The organism is Thalassotalea litorea (genome assembly GCF_005843925.1).
Lineage (GTDB): Bacteria > Pseudomonadota > Gammaproteobacteria > Enterobacterales > Alteromonadaceae > Thalassotalea_A > Thalassotalea_A litorea_A.
Genome location: NZ_VCBC01000024.1, coordinates 20867 through 27664, shown reverse-complemented (window position 1 = coordinate 27664; position 6798 = coordinate 20867). Strand labels below are relative to the sequence as shown.

Genomic DNA, 6798 nt, shown 5'->3' with positions numbered 1-6798 from the left:
GCGGAAGCAGTTTTACAATTTATTTTGATAGTATCCTTGAAATGAAACGGGAGTCCATATAGGGAATGACGGCAAGGGTAGTCACCCTAAGAGAACTTCAGTTCGATTTGTCACCAGACGCAGTGTTGTTTGCTGCGGCCGTCACCCTAACACAGTGTTTTTAGCTGTGTTTGTCACCTTTAGAGCTTTAGCTTGCACTTTGTTCCGTCATCCTCACGAAAGTGGGGATCTGTTTGTGCTTTAGATTCCCAGTAGTGTCTGGGAATGACGGCAAGGGGAGTCACCGGAGCAGAGTGCTAATTCTGCTCTGGTAGCTGGTGCATCAAGTGTTGATGAACCCGTAAGGTGATTGTGTCTTTTTCTTTTGTGTACCCTAGTTGAGTTGCGAGTTGTGCCAAAACCTGGGTCACTTGATTGATAAACCTTCCGTAACCGCGATGACTGCAATTATGATCGCTAGCAATAAATACCAGACGAATCGTCTCGACCAGTTTACTGGCGTCCCATTGACTGACCAATAGACCATTAATTGCATGGGTATCGAACCCAAGGTTAAGCAACTCTCCTTCCGGTACGATAGAGTCTTCATCACTTTGACGGATAATCGGGATTCTACCATTGGCAACCATCGCCAGATGATTGAGGTTATACTGCCTGGCAAGCTTGGTAAACCTATCTGCAATCAAGGTATACAGTGGATTGTAAGGATCCATTGCATCGCCGTCGATATCGCACAATCTCAGTAACCCATTGGTCACCGGCAAATTAGCGATTGCAAACGTCATCGTTTGACGCTGTGCGGGCAAAATCAACTGTTGCTGTAAATAGCGCTGCTCAATGGGTCGAAAACCATGGGGCTGCGTTCTTTTTTCGCCTTTGTGAGCCGCAAAGACATCATAGGTCAGGTGTTGAAAGTCCTTTACTTCAATCTCATTTAAATGCAGTCCATTCTGCTTAACAAATTCGGTAATGAGCTGGGTAATTTTTTGATGGAATTGCGGCGCATTTTCACGAATGTCTTCTCCAGTTGCCAAAAATAGCAATTGAATTTTACGAGCCCAACGCTGGGGGTCATAAAAACGCTGCCGCCCTTGATGAGTTGTAGGGTTATATAAAAATAATAGTTGCTGGTCGGTCTCTATTACTTGTTGTTCTTCAGAGTAAATCACTCGAACCAACTTGTCTTTGGCAATGAAGCTTGCATTTTCAATATTGTGCTGTGCACACATTTGAAAGAATGAAGCCGTTAATGCTTGGTAAAATTGTTCCGGAATTGTCTGTGGATAGGTACTTTGAAACTGCGTAAGCAAGGAATCGGGTTTCACTTCAATCAACAGGTATTGATTCTGTCTCGCCGTTGCAGGTACATAGACTTTATGAGCCGCACTGCGCTTGCGAATTAAAGATGAGCGCGTTCGATGTTGTAACATAATAAACCTCTGGGGCTAGTTAAGAACTCAGCGCAACTTTAAGTGGCGTAAATGACATTTAGATGAATGAGATGTGAATGTTTTATTGCAAACGGGAGAAAGAAAACGGTGTCTAGGGGTGAAAAAGCAACGGTGTCTAAAGGTGTCTAAAGGTGAAAAAAGCAACGGTGTCTAAAGGTGTCGAAAGGTGTCTAAAGGTGACTAAGGCAGGAGCGTGGCTTGACACCCGTCCGGTATCTTTGATTCCGGACTGTCACCGTTCGAAATATCATTTCGAATTGTCACCTTGACGCTGCGTCGTTTGCTGCGTCGTTTGCTGCGTCGTTTGCTGCGTCTGACACCTTCGTTACGCTTGACACCCGTCCGGTATCTTTGATGCCGGACTGTCACCGTTCGAAATATCATTTCGAATTGTCACCTTGATGCAGTGTCGTTTGCTGCGTCTGACACCTTTCGAGAAATTCCGCCCTGCGGCAGGAATCTCACTCACTCCGCTCCTTCGCTTTTTGCCACAACCGTTCTAGCTCGTCGAGGCTGGAGGCTTTAATATCTTGCTGACTTTCGAAAAAATGTGCTTCGATGGATTGAAAGCGTTTAGTGAACTTTTGATTGGCTTGTCGCAGGGTTTGTTCTGGATCGATTTTCGCGTGGCGGGCGAGATTTACCGCTGCAAACAGTAAATCACCGATTTCCTCTGCCAAGGCATCTTGATCTCGATTTTCCGCCTGCAGTTCTTCGGCTATTTCATCACATTCTTCTCGAACCTTATCCAAGACATCTTTAATATTGGTCCAGTCAAAGCCAACATGCGCACAGCGCTTTTGAATTTTGGCGGCTTGTGACAACGCCGGCAAATTGCGAGGAATATCGGCCAGCATGCTTAATGATGTCTGTTGTGATTTATGTTGCCGCTCTTTGGCTTTTTCCGCTTCCCAGTTCGCTTTAATTTCGGCGTCGGAGGTAAAATCTGAGTCTGCAAACACATGCGGGTGACGGCGGATCAGCTTTTCACAGATTTGCGCAACGACAGAGTCAAAATTAAACAAGTCCTGTTCTTTGCCAAGCTGAGCGTAGAACACAACCTGAAATAATAAGTCCCCTAGCTCCTTTTCCAGTTCATCAAAATCGCGATTTTCGATCGCTTCGGCAACTTCATAAGCTTCTTCTAATGTGTAAGGGACGATAGAAGCAAAGTTTTGCTTTTGATCCCACGGACAACCATTTTCTGGATCGCGAAGCGATCGCATGATCCAAATGAGTTTTTCTACACTGGCCGGGGCTGTTAACATAATCCGTTCCTGAGTTAATACCGTAACTAAATCATTAACCGAGCAAAATAGCGACAGCGTTTACTGTCGCACCTTTATTGACGTATCCGATCGAGGCTAATCACATCATCAAGTTGGCTGATTTTATTAAACAATCGCTCGAGTACCGAAGTATTGGCTAACTCAAGCTTAAAGGTCATCACATTTTGATGGAGCTTTTGGTCATTTTTCGAAGACATATCAAGGACATTGATTTTCTCATTGGCGATTATCGTGGTGACATCTCTAAGTAGGCCTTGTCTTTCACCGGTAACGATTTGTACCGAGACCAGATAACCGGATTTTTGATCATCTCCCCATTGCACATCGACAATGCGCTCTGGGTTTTGCTTTTCGGCATTAAGTAGTTGCTCGCAATCACTGCGGTGAATCGAGATACCTCGCCCTTGGGTAATAAAACCGCTAATCGTATCCCCGGGAACCGGCTGACAACACTGTGCCATATGCGTTAACAAATTACCGACACCGGATACGGTAATACCATTTTGATCGGCTTTGTTTTTATCACTCTTGCCTTTGATAACCAGCTTAGGATCGACTTCATCCTGAGGCTGGGATTTCTGCCACTGCCCCTGTAATTGATTGATCACCTGTGCAACTTTTACGTGCCCAGCACCAATCGCGGCATGTAAATCGTCTAATGACATCACATTGAAACGCTTTAATATTGGCTTATAGTCCAATTCCACATCTTCAAATTTTTGCAGCTGGCTTTCCAGTTGTTCTTTGCCTTGCTGAATATGTTTGTCTTTGTCCAATAATTTAAAAAAGTGCTGAACTTTAGAACGCGCACGCGCGGTATGTAAGTAACCAAGGCTAGGGTTTAACCAATCCCGGCTGGGATTTGGTTTTTTCGAGGTCAGGATCTCAACTTGTTCACCGGTTTTGAGCTTGTAGGTAAAGGGAATGATACGACCGGAAACTTTGGCACCAATACAACAATGGCCAACATTGGAGTGGATATAGTAGGCAAAATCCAATGGCGTCGAGCCATTGGGTAAGTCAATCACATCGCCATTAGGCGTGAATACATAAATCCTGTCTTCAAAAACTTCATTACGAAGCTCTTCAACAAGCTCTTCCGATTCAGCAACATCTTCCTGCCATTTAAGCAGTTTACGCAACCAGTTTATTTTGTCGTCAAAGCTGCCTTTGCCCTGCCCTGCACCTTCTTTATAACGCCAGTGAGCAGCAACACCAAGTTCCGCATCGTCGTGCATTTGCTGGGTGCGTATTTGGATCTCGACGGATTTACCTTCAGGGCCAAGTACTACCGTATGAATTGACTGATAACCATTGGGTTTTGGGGTAGCGACATAGTCGTCGAATTCGCTAGGTAAATGGTTCCAACTGGTATGGATCACCCCTAACGCCCCGTAACAATCCTGAATTTTATCCACCACAACCCGAATTGCTCGTACGTCATAAAGTTGCTCAAAATCGAGCCCTTTCTTTTGCATTTTTTTCCAAATGCTGTAGATATGTTTGGGGCGACCATACACCTCGCCGGTTATCTTCATTTGGTCGAGTTTATGTTGAATGTTGGTGACAAAATCAGATACGTATTGTTCTCGAACCAAACGTTTTTCATCCAACAATTTAGCGATACGTTTATACGTGTTCGGGTGTAAATAGCGAAAAGAAACGTCTTCCAGTTCCCACTTTAACTGACCAATTCCAAGGCGGTTTGCCAATGGCGCATAAATGCTTTGGGTTTCTCTGGCAGCGATTACCCGAGTTTCCTCATCACTTTCTTTAATATCCCGAAGATTACAAATCCGCTCTGCTAGCTTTATCACCACCGCACGAACATCTTCCACCATTGAAAGCAACATTTTGCGAATGTTGTCAATCTGGCTGCTGGCAAAATGGGTACCGCTTGGTTGCTGCAAACTGCGAATAGCATCCATCTGGCTAACACCAGAGACCAGCGTATAAATGGACTTACCGTATTGAGCTTCGACTTCGGCTAGTTCGAGCACCCCCTCATCCACAAGCGGTACGAGTAGTGCCGCCAGCAACGAATCGCTGTCCATATTCAGACCAGCAAGAATTTCAACCATTTCAAGCGCTTTGTTCTGGCAAGTTAAATGCTCCGCGTAAACCGTCTGTTTTTCAAGCCATAGAGATTCAACGCTGTTCTTTTTAGAAGGCGGGAGATTGAGTTGTTCAAGCCATGCTTCAAAGCTGGCGCTGCTCATTTGGTGAGACTTTCTTACGGAAACCATTAAACATCCTTAGTTAAGTTTTTAACCTCACGGCAAAAAACTGTTATTGAGGTAAGCTTCGCTGGTGGATAAAACCACTCCCTTGCGTCGTGTTTTTGGGTGGAGTCTGACGAGGGTGGATAAAAAGCTTTTCTTTACAGCTTCCCTGTAACTCCATCTTCAAGGCCGTGCTTGACTCCACCTCCTTTTCAAAAACTTAAAATATTACGTTTTTGAAAAGAGCGCCATCGTCTCAACATGGCGAGTCTGTGCAAACATATCCAGAAGCGAGATTTTCTCAAGTGTATATCCAGCAGATATCAACAACTGACTATCGCGTGCCATTGTTGCAGCATCACATGAAATATAAAGTACCTTATCTACCCCTAGCTCAGCAATAGGCGTTATCGTTCCTAATGCGCCAGCACGGGCAGGATCAAGTAGCACTTTAGTAAAGGAACGCGGTTCCGCCCAGGGCCAGGTTAAATCGGGGTTGTTCAAATCTGCCTGATAAAAGTGACAATTATCAATCTGGTTCCGGTGCGCATTATCCTGAGCTCGGTTCACCATATCCATGACCCCTTCGATTCCAGTAAGACTCTGTACTTTCCTGGCGATAGGTAAACTAAAATTCCCCAAACCACAAAACAAATCCAGAATCCGATCACTTGGGTTTAACTGCAACCAATCCATGGCTTGCGTCACCATCATTTGATTTAACTGGCCATTGACCTGAATAAAATCCTTTGGGGAAAAGTATAAGTGGCAATCATCAATCTGATAAGATAATTGTTCGAATACACCGCCTGACAGTGCGTGATTTTGTTGGTCATCGGTAACAAACACACGATAACCGGTTTGCTCAGCAAATTCAGTTAAACGTCGACGATTTTGTTCTCCAAGTTTACCCATATAGCGGAAAATCAGGGTAACCGTATCCGTTGCAATGGCCTCGATGTGACCTATCACCTGATGCCCTTGTAATTGCGAGACTAAAGGTTGTAGTTGTTCAAACAGGCCTTGCAAAGAAGGCTCTAACACCGGGCAGGATTTAATCGGGGTGATATGACTCGCATTTTTTTGCCGAAAGCCAACCAAGGGTTCGTTCAGGCGATTATACTGGACGCCGATACGTGCTTTTCGTCGATAATGCCAGGACTCTGCCGTTAAAGGCGGTTGCCAGGGTAGGTTTTCAATACCGGCGTTACGCTTAAACACTTCGTCAATCTTGTATTTCTTAACTTCCAGTTCCAGTTCACTATCCATATGCTGGAAATCACAGCCTCCGCACTGATAAAAATGCGCGCACTGAGGCGTAACTCTTTGGGCATGTGGTTTTGCCACTTTTAGCGCCTGAGCCCGGAGATATTTGGCGTGTTCAGTCGTCACCCTGGCCTGAACTTTTTCCCCCGGCAGTGCTCCTGACACAAAGACCGACTTTTTGCCGTGACGCGCGATACCGTCACCATTGATATCAAAGCGGAGAATATCCAATTCAAGTTTTTGCCCAGAAACAGATTGTCGCTTTTGAGCCTTAAAAATTTTAACCATAAAATTCCTGTATAACTGGCGTTTTTTTGCAACGGTTAACGCCAGCGAAAGAGGGAGAAAATGTTCCACTGCGTTATATTTTAGGTGGAATCTTGCGAGGGTGGCCTAAATCACTATGCCACTACACACTCCCTGCGTCGTGTTTTGGGTGGCGTCTAACGAGGGTGATAAAACCACTCCCTGCGTCGTGTTTTTGGGTGGAGTCTAACGAGGGTGGATAAAACCACTCCCTGCGTCGTGTTTTGGGTGGGGAAAATTTTTTCTTTACAGCTTCGCTGTAAC

General features: G+C 45.1%; 4 protein-coding genes. All 4 read right to left on the bottom strand.

What is annotated here, in order from left to right:
• Nucleotides 1-296: 296 nt before the first annotated feature.
• The 4 genes from FE810_RS16665 to rlmD all read right to left on the bottom strand — a co-directional run bounded on the left by FE810_RS16665 (nucleotide 297) and on the right by rlmD (nucleotide 6516).
• Nucleotides 297-1430, bottom strand: a complete 1134-nt coding sequence (locus tag FE810_RS16665; RefSeq protein WP_138321759.1) for a DUF3083 family protein — start codon at nucleotides 1428-1430, stop codon at nucleotides 297-299.
• A gap of 482 nt (nucleotides 1431-1912) precedes the next feature.
• A complete protein-coding gene (mazG, locus tag FE810_RS16660; RefSeq protein ID WP_138321757.1) occupies nucleotides 1913-2719 on the bottom strand; it encodes a nucleoside triphosphate pyrophosphohydrolase in 807 nt (268 codons plus the stop codon).
• Nucleotides 2720-2793: 74 nt separating this feature from the next.
• Nucleotides 2794-4986 (bottom strand): GTP diphosphokinase, encoded by a 2193-nt coding sequence (gene relA / locus FE810_RS16655; protein ID WP_138321755.1) that lies wholly within the window; start codon nucleotides 4984-4986, stop codon nucleotides 2794-2796.
• A gap of 204 nt (nucleotides 4987-5190) precedes the next feature.
• Complete coding sequence (gene rlmD, locus FE810_RS16650; RefSeq protein WP_138321753.1) at nucleotides 5191-6516, bottom strand: 23S rRNA (uracil(1939)-C(5))-methyltransferase RlmD; 1326 nt, start codon at nucleotides 6514-6516, stop codon at nucleotides 5191-5193.
• Between the last annotated feature and the right edge of the window lie 282 nt (nucleotides 6517-6798).

Excerpts from the sequence above, each read along its gene's own strand:
- FE810_RS16665 (WP_138321759.1), bottom strand. The coding sequence starts at position 1,430 with ATGTTACAACATCGAACGCGCTCATCTTTAATTCGCAAGCGCAGTGCG.
- mazG (WP_138321757.1), bottom strand. The coding sequence starts at position 2,719 with ATGTTAACAGCCCCGGCCAGTGTAGAAAAACTCATTTGGATCATGCGA.
- relA (WP_138321755.1), bottom strand. The coding sequence starts at position 4,986 with ATGGTTTCCGTAAGAAAGTCTCACCAAATGAGCAGCGCCAGCTTTGAA.
- rlmD (WP_138321753.1), bottom strand. The coding sequence starts at position 6,516 with ATGGTTAAAATTTTTAAGGCTCAAAAGCGACAATCTGTTTCTGGGCAA.